The 25,378-nt window shown below is 71.8% G+C and carries 20 protein-coding genes; 10 read left to right on the top strand and 10 right to left on the bottom strand.

The window, feature by feature from the left end; genetic code table 11:
* The first annotated feature begins 52 nt into the window (after window positions 1-52).
* Together K3769_RS07160 and K3769_RS07155 are read left to right on the top strand one after the other, a co-directional pair.
* Complete coding sequence (locus K3769_RS07160) at window positions 53-289, top strand: DUF1684 domain-containing protein (RefSeq protein WP_267025604.1); 237 nt, start codon at window positions 53-55, stop codon at window positions 287-289.
* 190 nt (window positions 290-479) lie between these two features.
* Entirely contained in the window at window positions 480-1,385 is a 906-nt protein-coding gene (locus tag K3769_RS07155; protein WP_267025603.1) for a S1 family peptidase, read from the top strand.
* Window positions 1,386-1,512: 127 nt separating this feature from the next.
* On the opposite strand, the gene K3769_RS07150 is transcribed toward K3769_RS07155, so the two are convergent.
* Window positions 1,513-2,376, bottom strand: a complete 864-nt coding sequence (locus K3769_RS07150; RefSeq protein ID WP_282566463.1) for an alpha/beta fold hydrolase — start codon at window positions 2,374-2,376, stop codon at window positions 1,513-1,515.
* A 107-nt stretch (window positions 2,377-2,483) separates the two neighbouring features.
* Between K3769_RS07150 and K3769_RS07145 the strand changes: the two genes are divergently transcribed.
* Together K3769_RS07145 and K3769_RS07140 are read left to right on the top strand one after the other, a co-directional pair.
* Window positions 2,484-3,539: a slipin family protein gene (locus tag K3769_RS07145; RefSeq protein WP_267025601.1), complete on the top strand. Its 1,056-nt coding sequence runs from the start codon at window positions 2,484-2,486 to the stop codon at window positions 3,537-3,539.
* Between the two features lie 287 nt (window positions 3,540-3,826).
* Complete coding sequence (locus K3769_RS07140) at window positions 3,827-4,909, top strand: S1 family peptidase (RefSeq protein ID WP_267025600.1); 1,083 nt, start codon at window positions 3,827-3,829, stop codon at window positions 4,907-4,909.
* A 278-nt stretch (window positions 4,910-5,187) separates the two neighbouring features.
* Here K3769_RS07140 and K3769_RS07135 read toward each other — a convergent pair whose 3' ends face one another.
* Complete coding sequence (locus K3769_RS07135; RefSeq protein ID WP_267025599.1) at window positions 5,188-6,225, bottom strand: DUF3533 domain-containing protein; 1,038 nt, start codon at window positions 6,223-6,225, stop codon at window positions 5,188-5,190.
* Between the two features lie 176 nt (window positions 6,226-6,401).
* On the opposite strand from K3769_RS07135, the gene K3769_RS07130 reads away from it, so the two are divergent.
* The 3 genes from K3769_RS07130 (at window position 6,402) to K3769_RS07120 (ending at window position 12,170) form a co-directional block, all read left to right on the top strand.
* Window positions 6,402-10,013 carry a DNA polymerase III subunit alpha gene (locus K3769_RS07130; protein ID WP_267031273.1) on the top strand — a complete coding sequence of 1,204 codons (3,612 nt, stop codon included), beginning with the start codon at window positions 6,402-6,404 and terminating at the stop codon, window positions 10,011-10,013.
* Window positions 10,010-10,984 (top strand): DNA polymerase Y family protein, encoded by a 975-nt coding sequence (locus tag K3769_RS07125; RefSeq protein ID WP_267025598.1) that lies wholly within the window; start codon window positions 10,010-10,012, stop codon window positions 10,982-10,984. The genes K3769_RS07130 and K3769_RS07125 overlap by 4 nt, the downstream gene beginning before the upstream one ends.
* A 307-nt stretch (window positions 10,985-11,291) precedes the next feature.
* The gene (locus K3769_RS07120) at window positions 11,292-12,170 is read left to right on the top strand and encodes an esterase/lipase family protein (RefSeq protein WP_267025597.1); all 879 of its coding nucleotides are present in this window, start codon (window positions 11,292-11,294) and stop codon (window positions 12,168-12,170) included.
* A gap of 48 nt (window positions 12,171-12,218) precedes the next feature.
* On the opposite strand, the gene K3769_RS07115 is transcribed toward K3769_RS07120, so the two are convergent.
* Together K3769_RS07115 and K3769_RS07110 are read right to left on the bottom strand one after the other, a co-directional pair.
* On the bottom strand, window positions 12,219-13,268 hold the full coding sequence (locus K3769_RS07115) for a lytic polysaccharide monooxygenase auxiliary activity family 9 protein (RefSeq protein ID WP_267025596.1): 1,050 nt from the start codon (window positions 13,266-13,268) through the stop codon (window positions 12,219-12,221).
* A 180-nt stretch (window positions 13,269-13,448) separates the two neighbouring features.
* Window positions 13,449-13,583 carry a hypothetical protein gene (locus K3769_RS07110; RefSeq protein WP_267025595.1) on the bottom strand — a complete coding sequence of 45 codons (135 nt, stop codon included), beginning with the start codon at window positions 13,581-13,583 and terminating at the stop codon, window positions 13,449-13,451.
* Between the two features lie 246 nt (window positions 13,584-13,829).
* Here K3769_RS07110 and K3769_RS07105 point away from each other — a divergent pair, with 246 nt between their 5' ends.
* Window positions 13,830-14,444 (top strand): class I SAM-dependent methyltransferase, encoded by a 615-nt coding sequence (locus K3769_RS07105; protein ID WP_267025594.1) that lies wholly within the window; start codon window positions 13,830-13,832, stop codon window positions 14,442-14,444.
* A gap of 44 nt (window positions 14,445-14,488) precedes the next feature.
* On the opposite strand, the gene K3769_RS07100 is transcribed toward K3769_RS07105, so the two are convergent.
* A complete protein-coding gene (locus K3769_RS07100; RefSeq protein WP_267025593.1) occupies window positions 14,489-15,043 on the bottom strand; it encodes a ribonuclease FAU-1 family protein in 555 nt (184 codons plus the stop codon).
* On the bottom strand, window positions 15,024-15,953 hold the full coding sequence (locus tag K3769_RS07095; protein ID WP_267025592.1) for a GNAT family N-acetyltransferase: 930 nt from the start codon (window positions 15,951-15,953) through the stop codon (window positions 15,024-15,026). The genes K3769_RS07100 and K3769_RS07095 overlap by 20 nt, the downstream gene beginning before the upstream one ends.
* A gap of 71 nt (window positions 15,954-16,024) precedes the next feature.
* Here K3769_RS07095 and K3769_RS07090 point away from each other — a divergent pair, with 71 nt between their 5' ends.
* On the top strand, window positions 16,025-16,405 hold the full coding sequence (locus tag K3769_RS07090; protein WP_267025591.1) for a GntR family transcriptional regulator: 381 nt from the start codon (window positions 16,025-16,027) through the stop codon (window positions 16,403-16,405).
* A 34-nt stretch (window positions 16,406-16,439) separates the two neighbouring features.
* Here K3769_RS07090 and K3769_RS07085 read toward each other — a convergent pair whose 3' ends face one another.
* Window positions 16,440-17,534 carry a DUF5925 domain-containing protein gene (locus tag K3769_RS07085; protein ID WP_267025590.1) on the bottom strand — a complete coding sequence of 365 codons (1,095 nt, stop codon included), beginning with the start codon at window positions 17,532-17,534 and terminating at the stop codon, window positions 16,440-16,442.
* Window positions 17,535-17,688: 154 nt separating this feature from the next.
* On the opposite strand from K3769_RS07085, the gene K3769_RS07080 reads away from it, so the two are divergent.
* Window positions 17,689-19,107: a GH39 family glycosyl hydrolase gene (locus K3769_RS07080; RefSeq protein ID WP_267025589.1), complete on the top strand. Its 1,419-nt coding sequence runs from the start codon at window positions 17,689-17,691 to the stop codon at window positions 19,105-19,107.
* Window positions 19,108-19,239: 132 nt separating this feature from the next.
* On the opposite strand, the gene K3769_RS07075 is transcribed toward K3769_RS07080, so the two are convergent.
* From K3769_RS07075 to K3769_RS07065, 3 genes are read right to left on the bottom strand one after another with little or no spacing between them, the layout of a single operon-like run.
* Complete coding sequence (locus K3769_RS07075; RefSeq protein ID WP_267025588.1) at window positions 19,240-23,391, bottom strand: lipopolysaccharide biosynthesis protein; 4,152 nt, start codon at window positions 23,389-23,391, stop codon at window positions 19,240-19,242.
* Window positions 23,384-24,211: a polysaccharide deacetylase family protein gene (locus tag K3769_RS07070; RefSeq protein WP_267025587.1), complete on the bottom strand. Its 828-nt coding sequence runs from the start codon at window positions 24,209-24,211 to the stop codon at window positions 23,384-23,386. Before K3769_RS07070 ends, K3769_RS07075 begins: the two co-directional genes overlap by 8 nt.
* Window positions 24,208-25,311, bottom strand: coding sequence for a glycosyltransferase family 2 protein (locus tag K3769_RS07065; RefSeq protein ID WP_267025586.1), 1,104 nt, complete (start codon window positions 25,309-25,311; stop codon window positions 24,208-24,210). Before K3769_RS07065 ends, K3769_RS07070 begins: the two co-directional genes overlap by 4 nt.
* Between the last annotated feature and the right edge of the window lie 67 nt (window positions 25,312-25,378).

Below are 25,378 nucleotides of genomic sequence, written 5' to 3'. Positions count from 1 at the left end.
ACGGGAATTGTCAGACAGACCCTAGGGCACCTCGTGCCACCCGCGCCGGTCGGTGCCGGGGTGCTGTGGGCGTCTTCGGCGCTTCCGCCAGGGGGTACGGCGGTTGTCGCTTCCGTTTCCCGCGCCCCGCGGAGCCCGACGCGCGGGGGCGCGCACGACGGTGGACCTCCATCGGGCCCTGCTCCCGCCGTGCGTATTCGCGGACCCCTTCGTCTGCCCGTGCCCGCCGCCGCGGAATACCCTGGGCGCGGAGATTGCGGCCGGAGAGCGCGGAGATCAACGTCGCTGAGATGTACGTAAGTTGAAGGCCGTACGGCCGAAAGGCGCCCTTGCGTCCTTCGGGCGCCCGGCCAAATACTCCCCCCAGCGCCTTGTCAGGAGCACGGCGTGTCCGGAATCCGGACACTCTGCCTCTGGCGTGCGCCTCACGGGCCCCGACCCCACGCGGGCCCCCGACTTCCCTTTGGAGGGAACGAACAGTGAGGACCAAGCGCACCACCCCCCAGAGCGGCATAGCGAGACGGACCCGGCTGATCGCCGTGACCACCGGACTCGTGGCCGCGGCCGCATTCACCGTCCCCGCGGCGAACGCGAACGACGCGTCGACGTTCAGCACCACCCAGCTGAAGAGCGCCAACTCCGCGGTGCTCAAGGCCGATGTGCCCGGTACCGCCTGGGCGACCGACGCCAAGACCGGCAAGGTCCTGGTCACGGTCGACAGCACGGTCTCGAAGACGGAGATCGCGAAGATCAAGCAGGCCGCGGGCGCCAACGCCGGGGCCCTGCAGATCAAGAGCACCCCGGGCAAGATCAATAAGTTGATCAAGGGCGGCGACGCCATCTATGCGAGTAGCTGGCGCTGTTCGCTCGGCTTCAACGTCCGCAGCAGTTCGGGAGTCGACTACTTCGTGACCGCCGGTCACTGCACCGACGGCGCCGGCACCTGGTGGTCGAACTCGGGGCACACGACCACCCTCGGCTCGACGGCCGGCTCCAGCTTCCCGACCAACGACTACGGGCTGGTGCGCTACACCAACACCTCGGTCACCAAGTCGGGCACCGCAGGCAGCGTGGACATCACCAGCGCCGCCACGCCGGCCGTGGGCACCAACGTCATCCGCACCGGTTCCACCACCGGCACGCGTACCGGACGGGTCACCGCCCTGAACGCGACCGTCAACTACGGTGGCGGCGACGTCGTCTACGGCATGATCCAGACCACGGTCTGCGCCGAGCCCGGCGACTCCGGTGGCGCGATGTACGGCAGCAACGGTGTCGCCTACGGTCTGACCTCGGGCGGCAGCGGCAACTGCACGTCCGGCGGCACCACGTTCTTCCAGCCGGTCACCGAGGCCCTGAGTGCCTACGGCGTCAGCGTCTACTGACCGGTACGTGTCGAAGTAGATCCTGTCCGTACGGTCCGACCTGCAGCCAGCAGCAGACGGGCCCCCGCACACCGTTCGCGGTGCGGGGGCCCGTCCTCGTCCTCGTCCTCGTGTGTCCCGCGCCGGCTCAGGCGTCGGTCCTCGGCGTCGCGCACAGCCAGTCCAGTACGTCGGGAAGGGCCTCCAGCGCCGAGAAGTGACCGCCCTTCGGGTCCAGGACGGGGCGGGCGCGGGGGATCTGCCGGGCCAGCCACTCGAAATGGCCCACCGGGGAGAAGGTGTCCTCGGCGCCGTGCCACAGCAGCACGGGCCGGGTGACGCGCGCCGGGTCGAAGCCCCAGTGGCTCAGCAGCGCGAGATTGTCGTCGAGCCACCCGTACGCCGAAGTGCGCAGAGCCGCCCGGTAGTTGCGCAACAGCATGTCGCTCACGGCCGGCGTGGAGACGATCCGCCGGTCGGATTCGGTGAGGCCGTCCCGGATCGACGCGAGGAACCGCGCCGGGTCCGTCCGGATCTCGGCGGCCCGCGAGGCGAGCCGTTCCGCGAAGTCCACGGGGTCGGTCAGCGCCCGGGTGAACTCCTCGACGGTGGACTCCGCCATCCCCTCGAACCAGTTCAGCCCCTCGCTGGAGGGCGGCGCGAGGCTCGCCAGCGCGGCGGCCCGCCGTACCCGGGTCGGCAGCAGCGCCGCGCAGGCCAGCGCGTGCGGGGCGCCGCCCGCCCGGCCCAGCACCGCGAACGGGCCCAGTTCCAGGGCGTCGGCCAGCGCCGCCACGTCCCGTGCCGCCTGCGCCACCCGTCGGCCGGGGCCACGGTCCGAATCCCCGTACCCGGGACGGTCGTACGCGATGAACCGCACGTCGGGGCGTGCCTCGATCATGTCCTGCGGCACCACCCCGGTCCGGCAGCCAGGTGTGCCGTGCAGCAGCACCACCGGCGTGCCGTGGGGGTCTCCCCACTCCTCGAACGCCAGCCGCCGTCCGTCCCGCATCCGTATCCCGCCAGGCACCTCAGTCCTCCATCTCCCCTTCGCCCGCGCGCCGGAGTTACCGTCGAAGTACACACCTTGTGCGCCCGTTACGGACCCTGGGGGTCGTCGTGGTCGAGGAGCTGGTGACGGCGGGAGTGGCACTCGCCTCCGTCGGAGCGGTGTACGGGATGGCAGCGGCCCGAGTCGTCAAACAGTACGAGCGCGGAGTGGTGCTCCGGCTCGGAAAACTGCGATCCGGGGTGCGTGGCCCGGGATTCACCATGATCGTGCCCTTCGTGGACCGGCTCCAGAAGGTCAACATGCAGATCGTTACGATGCCGGTGCCCGGGCAGGACGGCATCACCCGGGACAACGTCACGGTGCGGGTCGACGCCGTCATCTACTTCAAGGTGGTGTCCGCCGCCGACGCGGTCATCAAGGTCGAGGACTACCGGTTCGCGGTCTCGCAGATGGCGCAGACCTCCCTGCGTTCGATCATCGGCAAGAGCGAGCTGGACGATCTGCTCTCCAACCGCGAGAAGCTCAACCAGGGTCTGGAGCTGATGATCGACAGTCCGGCCGTGGAGTGGGGTGTCTCGATCGACCGGGTCGAGATCAAGGACGTGTCGCTGCCGGAGACGATGAAGCGGTCCATGGCGCGCCAGGCGGAGGCCGACCGTGAGCGGCGGGCCCGGGTCATCAACGCGGACGCCGAACTGCAGGCCTCCAAGAAGCTGGCGGAGGCCGCCGGGGTGATGTCGGAGCAGCCCGCCGCGCTCCAGCTGCGGTTGCTGCAGACCGTGGTGGCGGTCGCGGCGGAGAAGAACTCCACGCTCGTGCTGCCCTTCCCGGTCGAGCTGCTGCGGTTCCTGGAGCGGGCCCAGCCGGGGCACGGGCCGCAGCCGGCCCACCCCGCCCACCCGGCCCACCCGGGGACGGCTCACGCGCAGTCGCCGCCGGCGCCGCAGCCGCAGCAGTCACCACAGGCGCTGTCCGAATCGCAGCGGGCCCTGGACGGGGCGGCGGACCCGGCTCCGGATCAGGCGCCGCACCGGGCCCTTGAGCTGGCGGCTCAGGCGCAACAGCTGTTGACCCAGTGGCAGCAATCGATGCAGGAGCAACTCCCGGCCGCCGAGGCGCCGCTGGATCCGGACTCCCGAGGGTCGAATTCAAGACAGGACTAGACCTCACAGAGGGGCGCTGGTTACTCGCTCGTAGTATTTGCGATGGGGATCGACGTGGTGGGACGGCGTTCTTGTCAACGCGCGTCAACCATGCGGGGGCGCACGTCGGTTCTGGTGCGCGCGTCCTGAAGTCGACCTTGTGTGCCCCGGTGCGGCCTCGGAATAGTGGTCGGTGTCCGTTGGCATGGACGCGGCTTTTTTTATGAGTCGTCCCTCCTTGCCACACACCTTTCGGGCGCGCTGGTCCCCACTACCGCCGCGTCCGACCCCCCACAGGAGGACACAAGTTGAAGCACCGACGCATACCAAGGCGACGGGCCGTGGCGGCCGGCGCGGGCATCGCCGCACTCGTCGCGGGTGGACTCACCTTGCAGAGTGCGAACGCGAGTGAGAACGCGCCCGCTCCGGAGCCGAAGGTCCTCTCGGTCGCGGCGGCCGGAAAGCTCGCCTCGACACTCGGCAAGGACCTCGGCGGCGACGCGGCGGGAACGTATTACGACGCGAAGGCCAAGAGCCTTGTCGTGAACGTGCTCGACGAGGCCGCGGCCGAGACCGTCGAGTCGGCGGGCGCCAGGGCGAGAGTCGTCGAGAACTCCCTCGCCGACCTGAAGAGCGCCCGTACGACGCTGAAGCAGGACGCGACCATCCCCGGCACCTCGTGGGCGCTCGACCCCGCGACCAACAAGGTCGTCGTCACCGCGGACCGTACGGTCACCGGTGCCGACCTGGCCAAGCTGACGAAGGTCGTCGACGGGCTGGACGGCACGACCGAACTCAAGCGGACGAAGGGGGAGTTCAGGACCTTCGTGGCCGGCGGTGACGCCATCACCGGCGGCAGCGGCCGTTGCTCGCTCGGCTTCAACGTGGTCAAGGGCGGCGAGCCGTTCTTCCTCACCGCCGGGCACTGCACCGAGGGGATCACCAACTGGTCGGATTCCTCCGGGACCGAGATCGGTGAGAACGCGGACTCCAGCTTCCCCGACAACGACTACGGCCTGGTGAAGTACACCGCGGACGTGGACCACCCGAGCGAGGTGAACCTCTACAACGGGTCCGCGCAGCAGATATCGGGCGCGGCGGAGGCCACCGTCGGGATGGAGGTCACCCGAAGCGGGTCCACGACCCAGGTGCACGACGGGTCGGTGACCGGTCTGGACGCGACCGTGAACTACGGCAACGGCGACATCGTCAACGGGCTCATCCAGACCGATGTCTGCGCGGAGCCGGGGGACAGTGGTGGGTCGCTGTTCTCGGGGAGCAGCGCGATCGGGCTCACGTCCGGTGGCAGTGGTGACTGCACCTCCGGTGGGGAGACGTTCTTCCAGCCGGTGACGGAGGCGTTGTCCGCGACGGGTACGCAGATCGGCTGACGGCTTCGCCGTCCTGGCGGGTGCGTGTGCGCCCCGTTCCCACGTGGTTTGTGGGAACGGGGTTCTCGTGTTTTACGGAGGGTGCGGGTTCGGTAGGGGGTGCGGTTAAAAGATTGCGCCGTTCCCCGCGCCCCTGAGGCGCCGCTTCGCGTGCGCCCCGGTCGTCTGGGGGGGGTGCGGGTTCGGGGGTGCGCGCCCTAAAAGATTGCGCCGTTCCCCGCGCCCCCGGGAGGCGCCGCTTCGCGGGCGCCCAAGGGGTTGCGCCGTTCCCCGAGCCCCTAAAGGGTGCGGCGCTGGCCTTGGGTGTTGCGGGAACCTGCCGTCAGGGTGATCGCTGTGCCCAGGGCCGCCCACGCCGACAGGATCAGTAGGGACGGGGTGAGGTCGTTGGACTTGAAGTAGGCGATCGAGCGGGTCGCCCACGTGCCGGCGCCCGGGGGGAGGGCGGGGCCGATCGCCTTCCAGAACGGGGGGAGCATCGGCGGCGGAAGGGCGCCGCCCGCGCTCGGGTTGCCCAGGATCACCACCAGCAGGACGGCCACTCCGATGCCGACGATCCCGAAGACGCACTGGAGCGCGAGCGTGGCGGCGCCCACCGCGAAGGTGATGAGCGCGCCGAGCCCCCAGAGCGCGGCCACGCTTCCCGGCAGGGCGCCCAGGACCGGTCCGACGACGACCGCCCCGCCGAGTCCGCCGACGATCGCGACCAGCGCCATCGCGGCGAGCCGGATCACCGCGCGCCGCAGGTTGGCCGGCCGCGCCCCCGCGCTGATCGCCAGCGCCGACGCGCACAGATAGCCGCCCACGCACCAGCCGACGACCAGGTAGAACGGGGTGAGCCCGTTGGCGTCCTGGGCGTCGGCCGGGGCCACGTCGACGGTCTGTACCGTGCGCCCCTGGTCCTTCTCCAGCGCGGTGGTGAGGGAGACCAGGGCGTTCGACAGGGTCTTGCCGGCGCCGGAGGCGACCAGCAGCGTGTCGGTGGTGCCGTTCGCGTCGACCAGCAGGGCACCGTCGATGTCACGGTTCGCGATCTGCGAGCGGGCCGTCGTCTCGTCCGCGAGCGCCCGGGGGTCCAGGGGGCCGCCGGGCAGCTTTTCGAGCCGGGCCACCGTCTGCCCCGCGGTCGCGCCCGGCGCGACCACCCCGAAGGCCACGTCTTTCGGCGTCGGATGGTGCAGCGCCCCCACGTAGGAGGCGATGAAGAGCAGTTGCAGCGCGACCACGCCGAGGACGAGCAGCGTGGCCCGCGGGGTGACCGCGTCCTTGACCTCGTCGAGGAAGGACCTGGGCGGGGCCTGTGCTGTCCGTGACATGTACCCACGGTCCGGGGTTCGTGACGTTTGTGCAGGTGGGAGGGGTCCGAACGGATGTCGTACAGATGTTCGATGCGAGGTCCGCACATGGTCTATGGTGGAGATGAGGAACTTGGGAACTAATGTTCGAGGAATGTTCGAGGGCTGAGGGAAAGCCCCTGGTGGTGGAGGTGCGCGTGTCCGGCTTCACGCATCTGCACACCGCCTCCGGGTACTCCCTGCGGTACGGGGGCTCCCACCCGGAACGGCTCGCCGAGCGTGCCTCCGAGCGGGGCATGGACGCGCTGGCGCTCACCGACCGGGACACCGTCGCGGGCGCGGTCCGCTTCGCGAAGGCCTGCGCGGCGAAGGGCGTGGGCGTACGCCCGCTGTTCGGGGTCGACCTCGCGGTCGAAGCGCCCTCCGCGGGACCGGGGGCCGGGCTCGGCGGCGGACCCGCCGGAGGGCCGGGGCGAAGGCCGGGCGCGGAGCCCGTACGGGGCGAGCGGCGCCGTACCCCCGTACGGGGCGGTGCCTTCATCGATGAGTCGACACCACGCGTGACCTTTCTCGCCCGGGACGGTGCGAAGGGCTGGGCCGACCTCTGCAGAATCGTTACTGCGGCACATGCGGGGGAGGGACGGCCGCTGCTGCCCCGGGCGGCGAACCATGCCGAGGGGCTGACCGTGCTGCTCGGCCCGTCCTCCGACGTCGGCCGCGCGCTCACCGCGGGACGGCCCGACCGCGCCGCGGCACTGCTCGCGCCCTGGCGGGAGGTGTACGGCGGCGCCCTGCGGCTGGAAGCGGTCTGGCACGGACGCGAGGGCACCGGGCCCGGCTCCCTGCGGCTGGCCGCCCGTACCGTCGGCTTCGCCGCCGAGCAGCGGGTGCGGCCGGTGCTCACCAACGCCGTCCGGTACGCCGACCCCGGCATGGGCCCGGTCGCCGACGTGCTGGACGCCGCCCGCCTGCTGGTCCCCGTCGACCCCCGCAAGGAGCTGGACAGCGGAGAGGCCTGGCTCAAGGGCGGGGGAGCCATGCTCGCCGCCGCCGAACGGGTCGTCGAGGCCGCCGGCTACCGCCGCGACACCGCCCACCGGCTGCTCGAACAGACCCGGGCCACCGCCGACGAGTGCCGGGTCGACCCGGAGGGCGACCTCGGCATCGGTGCCGTGCACTTTCCCGAGGCGCACCTCGTCGGCGCCGGGCGCCGCACCGCGCAGCGCGTACTGGCCTCACGCGCGGCGGCGGGAATGGTGCGGCTCGGACACGACCGCTCCTCCCGGGCGCGCGAGTACTGGGAGCGGATGCACCGCGAGCTGGACATCATCGCCCACCACCACTTCGCCTCCTACTTCCTGACGGTCGCTCAGGTCGTGGACGACGTGAAGGGGATGGGCATCCGGGTCGCCGCGCGCGGCTCCGGGGCGGGCTCGCTCGTCAACCACCTCATCGGCATCGCGCACGCCGACCCCGTCGAACACGGACTGCTGATGGAGCGCTTCCTGTCCAAGCGCCGCGCGGTCCTGCCCGACATCGACATCGACGTGGAGTCCGCGCGCCGCATCGAGGTCTACCGCGCGATCATCGGCCGGTTCGGCACCGAGCGGGTCGCCACGGTGTCGATGCCGGAGACGTACCGGGTGCGGCACGCGGTACGGGACGTCGGCGCGGCCCTGTCCATGGATCCGGCCGACATCGACCGTATCGCCAAGTCCTTCCCGCACATCCGCGCCCGCGACGCCCGCGCCGCGCTGGCGGAACTGCCCGAACTGCGTTCCCTGGCCGAGGAGTCCGCGCGCAACGGGGTGACGTACGGACGGTTGTGGGAACTGGTGGAGTCACTGGACGCCCTGCCGCGCGGCGTCGCCATGCACCCGTGCGGGGTCCTCCTCTCCGACGCCTCGCTCCTCGCCCGTACGCCGGTCGTGCCGACCAGTGGCGAAGGGCTCCCCATGTCGCAGTTCGACAAGGAGGACGTCGAGGACCTCGGGCTGCTCAAACTCGACGTGCTGGGCGTGCGGATGCAGTCCGCGATGGCGCACGCGGTGACCGAGGTGGAGCGGGCGACGGGCGACCGCGTCGACCTGGACGCCGTCGCCGTCGAGGAGGGCGACCCCGAGACGTACCGGCTCATCCGGTCCACGGAGACGCTGGGCTGCTTCCAGATCGAGTCGCCGGGCCAGCGCGACCTGGTCGGCAGGCTCCAGCCCTCGACCTTCCACGACCTCGTCGTCGACATCTCCCTCTTCCGCCCCGGGCCGGTCGCGGCCGACATGGTGCGGCCGTTCATCGAGGCGCGGCACGGCCGCGCGCCGGTCCGCTACCCGCACCCCGACCTGGAGAAGCCGCTGAAGAGCACGTACGGGGTCGTGGTCTTCCACGAGCAGGTCATCGACATCGTCGACATCATGACCGGTTGCGGACGGGGCGAGGCGGACCGGGTGCGGCGCGGGCTGTCCGACCCCGGGTCGCAGGACCGGATCCGCTTCTGGTTCGCGCAGCACGCGGCCTCGCGGGGGTACGACGCGCAGACGATCACCCGTACCTGGGAGATCGTCGAGGCCTTCGGGGCGTACGGCTTCTGCAAGGCGCACGCGGTCGCGTTCGCCGTGCCGACCTATCAGTCGGCGTGGCTGAAGGCGCACCACCCGGCCGCCTTCTACGCGGGGCTGCTCACCCACGATCCCGGGATGTACCCCAAGCGTCTGCTGCTCGCGGACGCGCGACGGCGGGGGGTGCCGATTCTGCCGCTGGACGTGAACCGGTCGTCGGTCGCACACAGTATCGAACTGGTGTCTGAATCACCCGGAGAATCGCGGGACTCAGGAGGGACCTGGGGGGTGCGGCTCGCGCTCTCCGACGTGCACGGGATCAGCGAGGCCGAGGCGGCCCGGATCGAGCAGGGGCAGCCGTACGCCTCGCTGCTCGACTTCTGGGAACGGGCCCGGCCGAGCCGTCCGCTGGCCGGACGGCTCGCGCAGGTCGGTGCGTTGGACACCTTCGGCGCCAACCGCCGTGATCTGCAACTGCACTTGACGGAGCTGCACCGGGGCGCCCGCGGTGCCGGTGGCGCCGGTGGGTCCCAACTCCCGCTGACCGGAGGCCAGGAGACCGCGTCGGCCGGGCTGCCCGACCTCTCCTCGGCGGAACGGCTCAGCGCCGAGCTGGGCGTGCTCTCCATGGACGCCTCACGCAATCTGATGGACGACCACCGGGAGTTCCTGGACGAACTGGGCGTCGTCACGGCACGTCGGCTGCGGGCGGCCGAACACGGTGAGACGGTGCTGGTCGCGGGCGCCAAGGCGGCCACCCAGACCCCGCCGATCCGCTCCGGCCGGCGGGTCATCTTCACCACCCTGGACGACGGTACGGGCCTGCTCGACCTCGCCTTCTTCGACGACTCCCACGACACGTGCGCGCACACCGTCTTCCACTCCTGGCTCCTGCTCGTCCGCGGGGTGGTGCAGCGGCGCGGCCCGCGCAGCCTCAGCGTGGTCGGGGAGGCGGCCTGGAACCTCGCCGACCTGGCGGAACTGCGACACGAGGAAGGACTGGACGGAGTGGCGACGAGACTGGCCGAACCGCCGCGACCGCAGGGCGGGCCCGAGGGCGGGCCCGGAGCCGAAGCCGGGGCCGGCCCCGGGGTCGAGGCCGGTTCCCGGGGGTCGGGAGATCCGGCGGTCGGCCGGCGCATCCAGTTGCCCACGGGATTCGAAATGCATCCGTGGGCGGATCTGCGCCCGGCGGGCGAGGGATCCGCGAGCGGAAAGAAACTGTGGCACCAGAGCCCGGGGAGTGCGGGATGACGATCCTCTGCGTACGTTTCCAGCTGCCGCCGATGTACGAGGCCGCCCTGCCCGGGCTCCTCGGCACCTTGGAGGAGTTCACCCCGGTCGTCGAGGCGCTGCCGCCCGACGGGGCGCTGGCCGATCTGCGGGGCGCCGGGCGGTACTTCCGGCGGGACGTCGTGGAACTGGCCTCGCTGATCCGGGTACGGGCGCTCGCCTGGCACGGCGTCGACTGCGCCATCGGGGCGGGACCCGGCCCGATGTTCGCGCGGATGGCCCTGCGGGAAGCCGCCCCGGGGGAGATCCGGGTGGTCCCCGCGGACCCCGGCGCCCTCACGGAGTTCCTGGCGGAGCGGCCCGTGCGGGCGCTGCCCGGCGTCGGCACGGCCACCGCCCGCACCCTGTGCGAGTACGGCCTGGACAGCATCGGCAAGGTGGCCGCCGCGCCGCTGTCCACGCTGCAGCGGCTCACCGGTGCCCGTACCGGCCGCGAACTGCACGAGAAGGCGCGGGGCATCGACCGCGGCCGGGTCGTACCGAACGCCGTCTCCCGGTCGCTCGCCACCGAACGGTCCTTCCCCCGCGACGAGTTGGACCCGGCGCAGCACCGGCGCGCGCTGCTCTCGGCCGCCGGGGAACTGGGCTCGCGGCTGCGCGCCCTGGAGAAGGTGTGCCGCACCCTCACCCTCACCGTCCGCTACACCGACCGGTCCACGACGACCCGCAGCCGGACGCTCCCCGAACCGACCGCCCACTCCTCCGCGCTCACCGACGCCGCGTACCGCATGTACGAGGCGCTCGGTCTGCAGCGGGCCCGCGTCCGTGGCGTGGCTCTGCGGGCCGAGGGGCTCGACCCCGCCGACCGGGCCTCCCATCAGCTCACGTTCGATCCGGTGGACGAGAAGGTGCGGCGTCTTGAGGAGGTGGCGGACCGGGTGCGGGAGAAGTTCGGGGCGGGGGCGGTGGTGCCGGGCGCGCTGGCCGCGTGACGCTCCGCGGGGGCGGGGGCCTTCCGGCCGCCCCTCGATCAGGTGGGTCGAACTAATCGAGGAGGGTGAAAACCGGGCGTTGCGCGCCCCTTTGCCCTGCCTTGCCCTCTACGGTCCCCTCAGGCCCGCCCGGTGACGGTTCAACGACACGTGTCAGTACCCCCGACTACCACTGGAAGTTTTTACTGACGCGTAACTTCCCACCTTTACTACTCACTCGTAACTTGAAAAAAGAACAGCATCCTCGTGATCCGGATCACAGGGCGTCAGGCCTCGTCACTCCCTTGAGCCGCAAGGAGATCACCCGATGCTGCCCTGGAAACACCTGCTCAGACCCCTGTCGGCGCTGCTGCTGACCGCGGTGGCCGCGATCGTCCCCGCCACCACGGCCACCGCCGCCGCCCCCGACCGGGCCGCCACCGCGACCAGCAGCGGCTGGAACGACTACTCCTGCAAACCGTCCGCCGCCCACCCGCGCCCGGTCGTCCTCGTGCACGGCACCTTCGCCAACTCCGTCGACAACTGGCTGGGCCTCGCGCCCTACCTGGTCAACCGCGACTACTGCGTCTACGCCCTCGACTACGGGCAGCTTCCCGGCGTACCGCTCGTCCACGGACTCGGCCCCATCGACAAGTCGGCGGAGCAGCTGAAGACCTTCGTCGACAAGGTGCTCGCCGCGACCGGGGCGGCGAAGGCGGACCTCGTCGGCCACTCGCAGGGCGGGCTGATGCCACGCCACTACCTGAAGTTCCTCGGCGGCGCCGCCAAGGTGAACGCCCTCGTCGGTATCGCCCCCGACAACCACGGCACCACCCTGAACGGCCTGGCCAAGCTGGTCACGGCCTTCCCCGGCGCGGGCGAGGTGCTGTCGTCGGCCGCCCCCGCGCTCACCGACCAGGTGGCCGGCTCCGCCTTCCTCACCCGGCTCAACGCGGGCGGCGACACCGTGCCGGGTGTCCGGTACACGGTCATCGCCACCCGGTACGACGGGGTCGTCACGCCCTACCGCTCGCAGTTCCTCGACGGCCCGAACGTACGCAACGTCCTGATCCAGGACCTGTGCGCGCTCGACCTCTCCGAGCACGTGGCGATCGGACTCATCGACCGCATCGCCTTCCACGAGGTGGCCAACGCCCTGGACCCGTCCCGTGCGACCCCCACGACCTGCCTGTCGGCGATCAGCTGATCCTTCTACGGGGGTGCGGCCCGTACGACCCGCACGCGTGGTCCCCGCCTACCGGCGGGCGCCGCCCGTCCGCCGGCGAACGGACGCGAACATCGCCGCCGCGCCGACCGCCAGCGCCGCCGCCCCACCCACGGCGAGGTACGCGGTCGAGTCGGACCCACCGGTCTCGGCGAGGTTCGCCGACGCACCGGCGGGTTCGGCGCCGGACCCGGACCCGTCCTCGGCCTCGGCGGCGGCTCCGGCCGTCTTCTGGGCCTCGGTGCCGCCGTCGGTTCCGGAGTCCGGGTCCGACTTCGTGCCCGCGGCGGCCGTGACCGAGGCCTGGGTCTTCGGGTCGTCGTCGCCGTGGCCCCCGTGCTCCACGGACGACTTGCCCGCGCCGTCCACGATCTCCTCGTCGGACGGCGCCGACGCGGCCGGGGCCGCGGAGGCCTCCGCGCCCGCGCCGCCCTCGCCGAAGACGACGTCCGAGCAGGTGTAGAAGGCCTCGGGGGAATCGGAGCGCTGCCAGATCGAGTAGATGAGATGGCGGCCGGACTTGACCGGGACGACCCCGCTGAAGACGTAGTCGCCGTTCTCCAGCTTCGGGTCGGTGACCTTGAGGAACGGCTTCGACTCCAGGTCCGACCACTTCAGCGGCTTCGCCGGGTCGTAGCCGTCCTTGGTGACGTACAGCTCGAACGAGCCCCTGTGCGGGGCGGTCCCCTTGTAGCGGAAGGTGCGGTTGCCCGAGGTGAGCCGAGTGGCCGGCCAGTCGGCGCGGGCCAGGTCGAGGCCCTTGAACTTGTCGTTGGCGGCGCTGCACAGCTTCCCGTCGGGGATGATCTGCTTCGACTTCCCGGCCGCGTTGGCGATGTTGACGCCGTTCCAGTCGTAGAGCGCCTGGGTGCCGCCGGCTGCGACCGCCGCCTTGCAGGCCGCGGACCTCGGGCTCTCCGGACCTTCCGCGAAGCAGGCCGCGACCCGGCTCACCGGGTCCGTCATCGAGCCGTGGGCGGCGGCGGGAGCGGCGGCGAGCGCGGTCAGGGCGAGCGGGGCGACGCCGACCGCGACGACCGTGGCGATACGGGCGGCGGCGGCCTGGGGGCGAGCGGGCATGGGGTACTCCTCGAAACGGATCTGGGGGGTGCCTGTGATGCCTGGGGGCGATCAGCAAGCTAGCCCCTCGAAACCGCAAAATCGCCTGCTGGGAGCGGGTGAAGGCGATCCTTATGGTGCCGTTAAGGGAGTGCTGAGACTGGGCTCAGGTAGGTATCGGGGCCGGGGGCCCGGGGGCGCTCATCCGTCCGGCCACCAGGTGCGGCGGATGTCCTTCCGGATTTCCGGACGCTCGGCCGGGCGCTGGCCGGCCTCCTCCGGTACACGACGGGAGTCCGACTTCTTCAAGGGCTTCTGCAGGGTCACACGGCGCACAGGGGCCTCCCTTGCGGCTGGTCTGCCGAGTACCGCGCTTTCACGGGGACAGACCATTTCCGGGAGGGTGACTCATCGGCGGCCACTTGTCAGTGGCGGCTGTCACGTTTCATCAATGAGTCCACATGTCGGACATCTTGTCGGTTTGTACGAAGGGTGGGGCCGGGTGGGGTCCGCAGCGGTTCCGCAGCGGGCTCTGTCCCGGGCCCCGACCCCGTTGTCAGTGGTGGGTGCCACTCTGGGTGCATGACGAGTAACAGCACTGGTGAAGAGCGGTCCGGCGTCGACTGGGACGTGGCGGCCGACACCTTCGACGACGAGCCGGACCACGGACTGCGGGATCCCGCCGTGCGCGAGACCTGGGCGGCCAGACTGCGCGGCTGGCTGCCCCGCGGCCCCTCCGACGTGCTCGATCTGGGCTGCGGCACGGGCAGCCTGTCGCTCCTCGCGTCCGAGGCGCGGCACCGGGTCACCGGCGTCGACCTCTCGCCCCGCATGGTCGGCCTGGCCCGCGCCAAACTGGCCGGACGAGACGCCGCCTTCCTGGTCGGTGACGCGGCGGCCCCGCCCGTCGGGGAGCAGCGGTTCGACGTCGTCCTGGTCCGCCACGTGCTCTGGACACTGCCCGAGCCCGGCCGCGCCCTGCGGCACTGGCGCGGGCTGCTGCGCCCCGGCGGGCGGCTCGTCCTCGTCGAGGGCGTCTGGGGGACGGTCAGCCCGGTCGGCATGTCCGCCGACCGGCTGACGGCCCTGCTCGCGCCCCTCGCCGAGGACGTGCGGGTGGAGCGGCTGTCGGACGACTCCTCGCTGTGGGGCCGGGAGGTGACGGACGAGCGGTACGCGGTGATCGCCGTGCCGTGAGGGAGAGGGAGACGCCGGGTTGTGGTTCGCCCACGGGACAGCCCTCAGGCCAGCAGCGCTTCGAAACCGGCTTCGCGCGCGCGGAGTTCGAGTGCGTCCAGGGCCGCCCGGGCGGCGGACGCGGCCCGTGGATCGGTGGCCTCCAGGCCGCTCGCCGCGAACTCGTCCTCGTCCAGCCGCAGTACGGTCCCGCCGTCGGCCGAGCGCCACAGGTCCAGGTCGAGGTCCTCGCAGACCACCTCGACCGGGGTGGCATCGGCCGGAGTGATCACGGCCGGGCGGGCGATGTCGCAGTACCAGCCCTTGAGCGCGCCCTCGGCGTCGTGGACCTCCTTCACCGCGTACCACCGGTCGCGCCAGTAGTGCTCGGTGAACACGTCGCCCGGTTCGAAGCGTACGAAGCCGAAGTCGCGGACGCCGGCTCCCGCCCAGGCAGCGCGCACGACGACATGCGTCCCGTCGTCGTGGAGCAGGTCGGCCGGATACCGGATCTTCGTACGGCCGGCCTTCACCAGGACGATGTCCACGGTGGCGGGGGCGGTGCCCACGGTGGCCGGGGCGGCGGACCGGGACGCGGGGTCAGCCGGGTTCGCGGACATGCTGTACCTCCGTGGCGCAGATCTCGTAGCCGAACCACTCGTTGATCGCGAGCATCGGGCCGTTGCCCGAGTCGTTGCCCGTGAACGCCTCGGTGAAGCCGGCGGCGCGGGCGCGGTGCAGGGAGTCGGCCTTGGCGAGCTTGGCGAGGCCGCGTCCGCGGTGGGCGCGGGCCGTGCCCGTCATCACCGTGCCGTACCGGGTGCGGCCGTCGGTGCGGGCGGCGCTGAACGCGGCGGGCCGGCCGTCGACCACCGCGACGGAGGTCAGCTCCAGGCTGAGGAGAGGGTGGTGCCAGGTCTCCCTCAGCCACGCCTCGTAGTCGGTGAACGCGTGGTCGATGTCGCTCGGTTCGTCCGCGAGCGTCTCCGCGTCCAGCTCGAAGAGGGGGCGCGGATCGTCGGCGAAGTCCGCGGCCGTGCGCAGCTCCACCCCCGCGGGCGGCTCCGGGCGCGACGGCAGGGGGCTGTTCGCCAGGTCGAGACGGAGGAAGTGCGCGGAGCGGCTCGCGCGGTAGCCGCGCCGCTCGGCGAAGGAACGGTTCGCGGGTTCGTCGAGGACCCAGGCGAAGAGCTTCTTCGCGGACACCGAGGCGAGATGCTCCTCCGCGGCCCGTACGAGCAGCGACCCGGCGCCGCGGCCCCGGCGCTCCGGGTGCACGTACACGTTCAGAAAGCCCTGGCCGGGCTGCGGGCTGTCGTACACCACACCCGTGTTGGCCGTGCCGATGAGTTCGCCGTCCTCCTCGGCGACCAGCGGCCGGAAGTGCGCGTCGGGGTGGGCGTGCGTGACGTCGTGGAGGACGGACTGAGGGGTGGAGAGCATGTAGGGGAGCGCCAGACGCCGGATGCGCGCGAAGCCCTCGGCGTCCTCGGTGTCCTCGGTGCGGAAGTCGCGGACGATCACAGTCATGGAATCGCACGCTACGCGCGGGATGCGGCAGGCCGCCTCTCATTTTCCGCCGGGTGCGGGACAATCACCGGGTGACGTTGAAGATCGACATCGATGACGGTACGGGGATCGCGCCCTACGAGCAGGTGCGCGCCCAGATCTCCGAACAGGCGAGGGCCGGGGTGCTGCCGGTGGGCTACCGGCTGCCGACCGTACGGGGGTTGGCCGAGGAGCTCGGGCTCGCCGCCAACACGGTCGCCAAGGCGTACCGGGCACTTGAGGCGGACGGGGTCATCGAGACGCGGGGGCGCAACGGCACGCTGGTCGCCGCCGCGGGCTCGGCGGCCGACCGTACGGCCGCGTCCGACGCGCAGGCCTACGCCGAGCGCGTACGGCGGCTCGGACTGTCCGAGGCCGCCGCCCTCGCCGCGGTACGGGACGCGCTGCGCGCGGCCTACGGCGAGTCCGGCTGAGGGCGGTCCACGGGGGCGGGCGGGACGCCGGGGATCACAGGTACAGGCCCGCCTCCGAGTCGCCCCGCCGGCCGGGGACCGACGTCGGGGTGGTGCCCCGGCGCAGGGCGTACAGCTCCGCCAGGGTCGCGCCGTCGCGGCCCACGCCCTCCTCCGTGCCCAGCCACGCCGTGGACTCCCGGCGGGTCAGCGGGCCGACCTCGATACGCGCGAGGCAGCGGCCCGGACGGACCACCGCAGGGTGCAGGCGCTCCAGGTCCTCGTTGGTCGTGACGCCCACCAGGACGTTGCGGCCCTGGCCCAGCAGCCCGTCCGTGAGGTTGAGCAGCCGCGAGAGCGCCTGCCCCGCCGTGTGCTTGGCCTCGCCGCGGATCAGTTCGTCGCAGTCCTCGAGGAGGAGCAGCCGCCAGCGCCCCTTCCCCGAGCCGTCCTCCTCGCCGATGGCGATGTCCATCAGATAACCGACGTCGGAGAACAGCCGCTCCGGGTCGAGGACGCAGTCCACCTGGCACCAGTCCCGCCACGAGCGCGCCAGCGTACGCAGCGCCGACGTCTTGCCCGTGCCCGGCGGACCGTGCAGCAACAGCAGCCGGCCCGCGATGTCCTCGGGCGTGGTCTTCATCAGCCCGTCCATCGCGTCCGCCACCGGCGCCGTGTAGTTGCCGCGCACCTCTTCCCACGTACCCGCCGAGATCTGCCGGGTCGTGCGGTGCGGGCCGCGCCGCGGTGACACGTACCAGAACCCCATGGTCACGTTCTCCGGCTGCGGTTCGGGCTCGTCGGCCGCGCCGTCCGTGGCCTGGCCGAGGACCTTCTCGGCGAGTTCCTCGCTGGTCGCGGTGACCGTCACGTCGGCGCCGCGGTTCCAGCGCGACACGAGCAGCGTCCACCCGTCGCCCTCCGCGAGGGTCGCGCTGCGGTCGTCGTCGCGGGTGGACCGCAACACCCGGGCGCCGGGCGGGAGAAGGGACACCCCGGACCGTACGCGGTCGATGTTCACCGAGTGGGAGTGCGGCTGCTCGCCCGTCGCGAAGCGGCCGAGGAACAGCGCGTCGACGACGTCCGACGGTGAGTCGCTGTCGTCGACGTTGAGCCGGATCGGCAGAGCGTCGTGCGGGTTGGCAGACATGCCGACATGATCCGTCACACGGCCGCCCCGTGCATCCGGTTTCCGCGTTGCGTCCACGGATGTCCGGGGAAAGGCCCGAGTGCCGTGCCGTTACCGGGCTGTGCCGATACGGAAGCTGTTCCGCCGCCGAGGCGCGCGGCTACTGTTGTCCCTGATGGCACGTCATGGGTGGAATTCGGGGGCTCGGCGGTGGCGCATCACCGCTCTGCTCGGCGTGGGTGTGGCCGCTCTGGCCCTGGTACTGACCCTGATCCACACGCTGCCGGGAGACGCGGGGAGCGAGGCGGGCACGACCCGCGACGGCGGCAAGGTGCACGGCACGCCGTCCGTCCCTCCGGCGCCGGAACCGGCGGTGGGCTGGGGGTTCACCCACACCCAGTACAGCGCCGACGAGGGCAGTGCGGCCGCCACGAAGCGCGTGGAGCGGCGCCTCGGCGACCAGTCCCCGCCGCAGATCCAGCACATCATGGGCTGGGGCGCGGACAACCCCGAGCCGGTTAAGGGGCGTTACGACTTCGAGGCGATGGACCGCCGGATCGACTTCGTCCGCGCGACGGGCGGCACACCGGTCGTCACCCTGTGCTGCGCGCCGGACTGGATGAAGGGCGGCACCCCCGGCTCCGATCAAACCGACTGGAGCCAGGCGGCCCTGGAGACGGCTCCGGACCGCGCCCACTACAAGGACTACGCCGCCCTCGCCGCGACCGTCGCCAGGCGCTACCCGGACGTACGCCACTTCATCGTGTGGAACGAGTTCAAGGGTTTCTGGAACGACACCGCCGCCCGCTGGGACTACGAGGGCTATACGGAGCTGTACAACCTCGTCTACCAGGCACTGAAGAAGGTCGACGAGGACATCGAGGTCGGCGGCCCCTATCTGGTGATGGACAGTGTCGACCCGCGCCAGAAGGAGGACGCCTCACCGACGGTGCGCGGCAGTTGGGGCGCGATGGACCAGCGGGTCCTCGACGCCTTCGACTACTGGAACAAGAACAAGGCGGGCGCGGACTTCGTCGTCGTCGACGGTTCCAGCTACACCAGGGACGACGAGCTGCTGCCGGACGAGTTCGCGGCGACCGAGAAGTTCACGGCCGTCAGCCGGTGGGTCCGGTCGCGGACCGGTGATCTGCCGCTGTGGTGGGCCGAGTACTACGTAGAGCCGGCGGACAGCGACGACGACCGGGACGGATGGTCCGAGCCGCACCGGGTCGCCGTGCAGGCGTCCGGGCTGATCGCGATGGCCCGCGGGGGGACCACCTCCGCCTTCTACTGGAATCCGGAGACGGCGAAGGGGACGGGGTGCGCGGGGTGTCTGTGGACGCCGACCGGCCGTGCGTCCGGCGGGAAGCCGTTGCCGATGCTCGGGCTGCTCTCCCGGTTCGGGGCGGAGTTCCCTCCCGGGACGGCGTACGAGCCGGTGTCCGTCGCGGCGGACGACAGGGCCAATGTGCGGGTCCTCGCGGACGACCGGGTCGTTCTCGTCGTGAACACGTTGGGGCGCGGGATCAGCGCGAAGGTCGACGGGCGGCGGTTCGACATGGACGCGTACGAGGTGAAGTGGCTTCGCCGGTAGGGGGCGGGTGCGGGTGTGTCGTGGCTGGTGTTGCGCCGTTCCCCGCGCCCCTGAAGGCCAAGGACTGCGCCGTTCCCCGCACCCCTGAAAAAAGCCAAGGACTGCGTCGTTCCCCGCGCCCCTGAAGGCGGCTCAGGCCATCGTCAGGAATCTCTGTACGAGGGACGCCAGCAGCAGCGCCAGCAGGGGCAGCGAGAACCAGAAAGTCGACTGCAGCCAAAGATGCTGGCGCACGCTCGGGCGCACCGCCACGCGAACCACCTCGCGGGTCGTCAGCAGCGCGATCAGCGCGACCGCCGCGAGCGCCCCCACCACCGACCAGGGCGTCCAGGTCACCTGCGGACCGATCGGCCCGGGATCGGCCTCGGGAACCTTGCCGCCCGGCTGCTGCCGCAGGGCGTACAGGGAGACGTCCTCGTTCACGAAGACCTTGCGCAGCTCCTGCCGCGCGTCGAGGTTGCGGATGAGCCGGTACTCGTACGTCTTCGAGTAGCCGATGTCCAGCTGCAGGTAGGTCACCTGACTGCGGTTGACCACGAGGTACGAGTTCGGGCCCGCGTCCCTGAGCGACTTGACCAGGCTCGACACCAGCACGGGATCGGCGGGCGCGAGCGTCGGTACGTAGTTCACCTTCTCCATGTCCCGCGCGCCCCACGGCATCGCCGGCGTCACGTTGTTCACCGTGTCGTTGCTCAGCCACAGCACCCGTGCCGTGGGCCGGTCGTGGGCGTACACGTACTCCATGGCCGCCACCTCGCCCGGTCTGATCCGCTCGAACGGCTCGTTGCCCCAGCGGGCCACCAGGAAGCCGCCCATCAGGACGAGGCCCGCGAGCAGCGCGGCGAGCGGCGCGAGGCTCACCCGGTCCTTGTCCCGTTCGTCCGCGGTGACGCCGGTACGCGGGAACAGCGCGAGCCCGGCGAGCAGGGCCGCGCCCGGCAGGGCGAACATGAAGACGCGCAGCGCCATCTCGCCGCCGTACGACTGCATGCCGAAGCCGAGGAACGGGACGAAGGTGAGGACGAGCAGCGACCGCTCGCGGTACTTGTGGTCGCGTCGGCGCCACCAGCCGTAGCAGGCCAGTGCCAGCACGCCGCCCGCCAGCGCCACCCGCGCGTACAGGACCAGTTTGTGGGACGAGCTGCCCTCGCCGATCCGGCCGGAGACCGAGGACGAGACGTTCTCGCCGACCCCGCCGACACCGCCGAACAGTTCGCCGAAGTGCCCCGACCAGTACGGCTCGGCGAGGAAGCCGATCCACACGCTCACCACGACGGCGAACAGGATCGGCAGGCCCCGCAGTTCGGAGCGGCCGACGAGGACGAGGACCGCGAGGACGCCCAGCATCACGAACGGCGTCAGCTGGTGGGCCGGCACGGTCGCCATGAACAGCCCGATCAGCACCATGAGCAGCACGGCCCGTTCCCGCCGGCCGGCCGGTTCGACCTCCAGTTCGCCGGGCCGCATCGTCGTCCACAGCACCCGCGGCGCCCGGAACCACACCAGGAGGATCGCCACGAACACGAGGTAGAGGAGGTAGGTGAAGCCCTGCGGGGAGAAGTAGTCCTGGCCCACCCAGCCGCTGAGTACGAAGATCCAGATGCCGGTCCACTGGGCGCGCCAGCCCGCCCGCATATGGCGTACGAGCAGGAACAGCGGTGCCAGGTAGAGGAGTTGCATGGCCGTCGGCCACCAGCGGATGACCTCGGTGAGGTCCTCGACCCCGCACGCCTTCGAGAGGAAGGCCGCCGCCGCGAAGAAGCCCGGCCAGCTCCAGCGGGCGTCCAGGTCGGGCACGGCCGCGCCGGTCCGGTCGATGTGGTCGATGAACCCCAGGTGCTGCCAGGCCGTCGCGAACCGCGGCTCGGTCTCGATCACCGCGGGGAGCGCGTGCAGCGACACCACAGTGGCCAGCAGGGTGACCATGAGCAGGGCCTTGTGTTCGCGGCCGAGCCAGAGCAGCGAGGCGAACACCAGGACCAGGAGTCCGGCCCCGGCCAGAGTCGTCGTGGGCAGGACGGAGATCAGGCCGAGTCCGTCCATCCGGTCGAGGTCGCGCTCCCCGAGGCCGGACACCGGCACCCAGTACAGGACGAGCGCGGCCGTCAGCAGACAGCCGAGCAGTACCCCTGGCCGGGTCGGCCGCAACCGCTGCCACCAGGAGGCCGGCGGCTGCGGCGGCTCCGATGGCTCCGGCGGTCCGGGTCCGTCCGTCTCCCGGACGGCTCCGGACGCGCCTTTCGTACCTTCCGCGCCTTTCGTGACTTCCGTGCCTTCCGCGCCTTCCGTGCCGGAGGCGCCGGTCCCGCCTGCACCCTCCGGTTCCTCGGCGATGTCGCCGACCGGTGGGTCGAAGGGTGCGTCCACCTCGATCTCGGACGGGCTGAGGGAGGTCTCCGAGCCCGGTTCCCGCCTCTCGACGGGCAGGCCCAACTCCATTCGGGCGGACGGTAGTTGTGAGGGGGGTCGGGGGATCCTCAGCGCCCAGGTCGGCCGGTGATCCGGCTGGTGGCTCCGCTGGAGGCCCGGCTGGGGGACCGGCCGATGGTCCGGCTGGTGAGTCGGCTGCGGGACCGGCCGGGGTCCTGAGGGGCGGCTCGGCCGGTCGACCGCGGGTGTTCCGGCGGGCGGTGTGCCCGGACCGGGGCGTACGTCCGGCCGTCGCTCCAGATGGTCGAAATCGAGCTGGACCCCGAGGGCGAGGGTGTCCGTGTCCAGGCGCTGCGCCCAGGCCGGACCGCGCACTTTCCTCGGCCGGTCCTTCGCCGGCCCGCCCTTCCCGGGCCTGTCCTTCCTGGGCCCGTTCTCCCCGGCCCCATTGCTCCCAGGCCCGTTCCTCCCAAGCCCGTCCTGTTCCGGTCCCTCCTGCTCCGGCCCGGGTACCTCGTGGGGGCCCAGATCAGCCAGGTCGCCGTCGGGTGCCGTGTCCCGGGCGGCCTCCCCGGGCGGTGCGGTCATGACGATCCGGTACAGCCGGGGAGCGGCGAGCAGCACGATCACCGTGAGGCTGGAGATCTCCGCCACTCCCGCGCCGGTCAGTCCCGTCCGGGGCAGCAGGATCACCGTGAGGCTGAGGACCAGTACGCACAACAGGCCCTGCAGCCAGGCGAGTCCGGCGGTGCGGCTCTGGGCGCGCAGCACCGCGAAGTACGTCTCCATGACGACCCGCAGCACCGCTCCGACCGCGAACCAGCGCAGCAGCGGCGTCGCCGCGTCCGCGTACCCCTGGCCGAACACGCCGAGGATCCAGGGCGCCCCGACGAACAGCGCCCCGGCCACCGGCAGCATGATCCGCGCCATCCTGCGCAGCGCCGCCCGGGTGTTCGCGGCGAGCCGGGCCGGGTCGTGCGAGCCCTCGACGGTCAGCGAGGCGCCCATGTTGATGGCGAGCAGGTTGACCGTGCCGCCGATGGTCGTGGTGATGTAGAAGTACGCGTTGTCGGTGGACGTCACCTGGGAGGCGACGATCACCGGGACGAGGTAGACCACGGCGAGCGAGAACAGCGAGCCCGTGTAGTCGCCGGCCAGGAACCGCCCGATCTCCCGCAGGGCGGGCGGTTCGGCGCCCTCCGCGGTCGCCTTCACCTGCCGGGGGACCAGCCGCCGGAACACCAGCCAGCCCAGCGGCAGCACGGACACCGCGATGGCGGCCACCCACGACACGAAGACACCCATGGTGGGGATCGCCGAGGCGAACGCCACCAGCAGCGCCAGCTTGACCGCCGAGAACACGGTGTTGCCGACGGGCACCCACAGCGCGCTGCGTAGCCCGGTCAGCACGCCGTCCTGGAGGGTCAGCACCGACCAGGCGACGACCGACAGGACGAAGCAGAGCCCGATGAGCGGGTCGTGCAGGAAGCGGTACGAGGATCCCCAGAGCCTCAGCGTCAGCAGGAAGACGCCCGAGGCCAGCGCCACGATCACCGAACTGCCCGCGTACGTACGGAAGATGAGACGGCCGGTGCCGCGTCCGGCCACCGGGATGAAGCGGGCGAGGGCGCCCGTCAGGGTCACCGCGGTGAGACCCGCGAGGAGTTTCATCGCGGCGATCGCGGCGGAGCCCTGCCCGACCGCCGACTCGGAGTAGTACCGGGCGGCGGCCAGCCAGAAGCCGAGCCCGAGGACGGCCGAGATGCCGGTGTTCAGCATCAGGGCGTAGGCGTTCCGGAACAGCGGGCTGCCGCCGGACGACGGACCCAGCCGGGGCAGGCGCAGGCGCCGCCGGGACGGCCCGGGTGGATCGGGCGCGGGGGTGTCGGCTTCGGCCGTGGTCGTGTCAGACACGGGAACGGGTGGCCTTCCGGCGTACCTGTCGTGCTCTGCGGACCATGGAGTACCCCTTGGTGAGGGCACGGTCCCTGGCGAAGACACGGGTGATCGCGCGGCCCTCGACGAGCCGCTCGAACTCCTCGATCCCGGTGCCGCGGCGCACGGTGACCCGCCGCAGCGCGTACGGTCCCTGGCGGCGGCGCGCGAGGGCGTTGCCCACGGCCAGCGACTGGGTGAAGCCCGCCTCGCGCACGGCCCGGCGCACCCGGCGGCTGGAGTAGCCGTACGGGTAGGCGAACGAGGCCGGGAGTACGCCCAGTTCGGCGGCGATGATCTCCCGGCAGTGCCGCAGTTCGTAGCGCAGGGCGTCGTCGGCCAGCTGGTCCAGCTGCGGATGCGTATGGCTGTGGCCGCCGATCTCGACGTCCGCGGCGGCCAGTGCGCGCACCTGGTCCCAGTCGAGCATGATGTCGAGGCCGCCCCCGGTGTCGTACTCCCCGCGCAGCCAGCCGGTCGACACGAACAGCGTGGCCGCGAAGCCGTGCCGGGAGAGCACGGGCAGGGCGTGCCGGTGCACGCCCTCGTAGCCGTCGTCGAAGGTGATCAGCACGGGGCGCTCGGGCAGGGGCGCCGAGTGGCGCCAACTCCGCGCCAGCGAGGCGGTGTTGATGGCGGTGAAGCCCGAGCCGCGCAGCAGTGCCATCTGCTCGGTGAACGCCTCGGGCGTCACGGACAGCGCGCGGGTGGCGTTGTTCGGCGCCTTGGCCACCGCGTGGTACATGAGGATCGGCACGCGTGGCTCACGCGGCGCGCCCGACTCGGGTGATCCACTCATGGTGCGGCCCCCTTGATCCCCTCGTTGCGTTCGTTCTGCTTGCTCGGCTCGTTCGGCTCGTTCGGCTCGTACCGCTTGTTCCGTTGCTTCCGTTCGTTCTGCTCGTTCCGTTCGATCGGGAGCGCCGAGAACGTGGTTCCGCGCCTGCGCGCCCGGAGGCTGCCGAGCGCGTAGCCGCCGGCCGCCGTGACGACCCCGGCGACGATGGCGGCGGCCCGGCCCGCGCCGCCGGGGCGGGCGAGCAGCGCGTCGCGCAGCCCGCGCGCGACTCCGGCGGGCAGCACGCGCGTGGTGTAGCGGCGCTCCGACTCAAGCCCTTTGCCGGCGCCGACGCTCCGGGCGACCAGGGCCTTGGACAGGCCTTCGGCGTACGTGCGCGTGCGGAAGTAGGCGAAGCGCTCGCGGATCTCCGGCACCCGGTGGTGGATCACCGCCCGGTCGTCGATCAGCAGGACGGCGTCCGGCCGGGCACGGGTGAGGCGGATGCACAGCTCCGTCTCCTCGCAGCCCAGCGGACGTCTGTCGCCGTCGCGCCCGATACCGGTCGCGAAACCGCCCGCCGCGTCGAAGGCCGTACGGCGGAACGAGGCGTTGCCGCCGAGCACGTTGCGCACCCGGACCCGGCCGGGCGGCAGACCCCTGTACGTGCAGCCCACCACCCAGTCGAACTCCGCGGGGAACCAGGCGGGGCGGCGGCCCGACGCCCAGATCGGCATCGTCCGGCCGCCCACCGCCATCACCCGCGGATCCTCGTACCCCTCGGCGAAGCGGCGGAGCCAGTCGCGCTCGGCCACCGCGTCGTCGTCGAGGAAGGCGATGACGTCGCCGCGGGAGGCGGCGATCCCGGTGTTGCGGCCCGCGGACAGGCCGCGGGGGCCCGCGTTGGCGAGCACCCGCACCTCCTCGGTCCCCCGGCGCTCCCCGTGTGCCGCGTACTCCTCCGACAGCCGGTCCAGGAGTGCCTGGTTGTGATCCACGACCAGCAGGGTCTCCCGTGCGGGCCGGGACTGCGCCCGCACCGAGGCGACCGCCGCGAGGATGTCCTCCCAGCGGTCCTCGGTGTAGACACAGATCACCACTGAGATGTCCGGAGCGCTCAAGACGTCTCTCCTGACGTCTCTCCTGACGTCTCTTCTGACGTCTTTCCCGGCGTGGCTCCCGATCTCT

The organism is Streptomyces ortus (assembly GCF_026341275.1).
Classification (GTDB): domain Bacteria; phylum Actinomycetota; class Actinomycetes; order Streptomycetales; family Streptomycetaceae; genus Streptomyces; species Streptomyces ortus.
Note: the sequence above shows the minus strand (reverse complement) of the source record. Positions and strands in the feature narration are given on the sequence as shown.